The sequence below is a fragment of the Psychrobacter sp. NZS113 genome (genome assembly GCF_015864825.1).
Lineage (GTDB): Bacteria > Pseudomonadota > Gammaproteobacteria > Pseudomonadales > Moraxellaceae > Psychrobacter.
This window is the reverse complement of sequence record NZ_JADYWL010000038.1, coordinates 1-548: the sequence shown is the minus strand read 5'-3', so window position 1 is coordinate 548 and position 548 is coordinate 1. Positions and strand designations below refer to the sequence as shown.

General features: G+C 43.8%; 2 protein-coding genes. Both read right to left on the bottom strand.

Going from position 1 to position 548, the window contains the following annotated elements:
- Window positions 1–300, bottom strand: a 300-nt coding sequence (locus I6E61_RS14030; RefSeq protein WP_227685994.1) for a GNAT family N-acetyltransferase, incomplete at its 3' end; no start/stop codon positions are given.
- A 41-nt stretch (window positions 301–341) separates the two neighbouring features.
- Window positions 342–548, bottom strand: a 207-nt coding sequence (locus I6E61_RS14025) for a DUF6482 family protein (protein ID WP_197135306.1), incomplete at its 5' end; no start/stop codon positions are given.

Here is a 548-nt window from a genome sequence, read left to right as displayed (position 1 = left end):
TAGCGTATCAAGCTGAGCGGTCGTTGCAACTAGTTCAATAGCTGATTGTTCAAGTGCCGTTAGCAACTTATCTGCAAGCCCTTGACCTCGCGCTACATCGCTACACCAAAGCCAACTAATCATCAGCCAATTTCCAAACACACACCCACTAATACCGGCAACAAGCTCGCCCTGCTCATCAGTAAATTTATAGCCTAATGGCAGCCTTTGCGCATCAAAATGCTGGGCGTTAAATTCAACCATTTTTGTGCGAAGCGCTGAGTTTAACGCGTCGGTATTATCTGCTTTTAATTGATACATGTTCCGCCCTTAAAGGAGCAGATACTAGCAAACTAGTTCTATCAATACAGGTTGTTTTTACCGTAAGGTACTTCGAGCATATTACTGCCGGTTTTTTCGGGCTGTCCGCACATTTCGTCGTAAGCGCTTGTTTGGCGCAGTACCATTCCCGCATAGGCTATTTTATCAAAACGCTTTTGAACATGCAGTGGGCTTAGTGCTCTTAAAAATTCACCGCTGTCTTCTGTTACATAATATTCAACGTTATT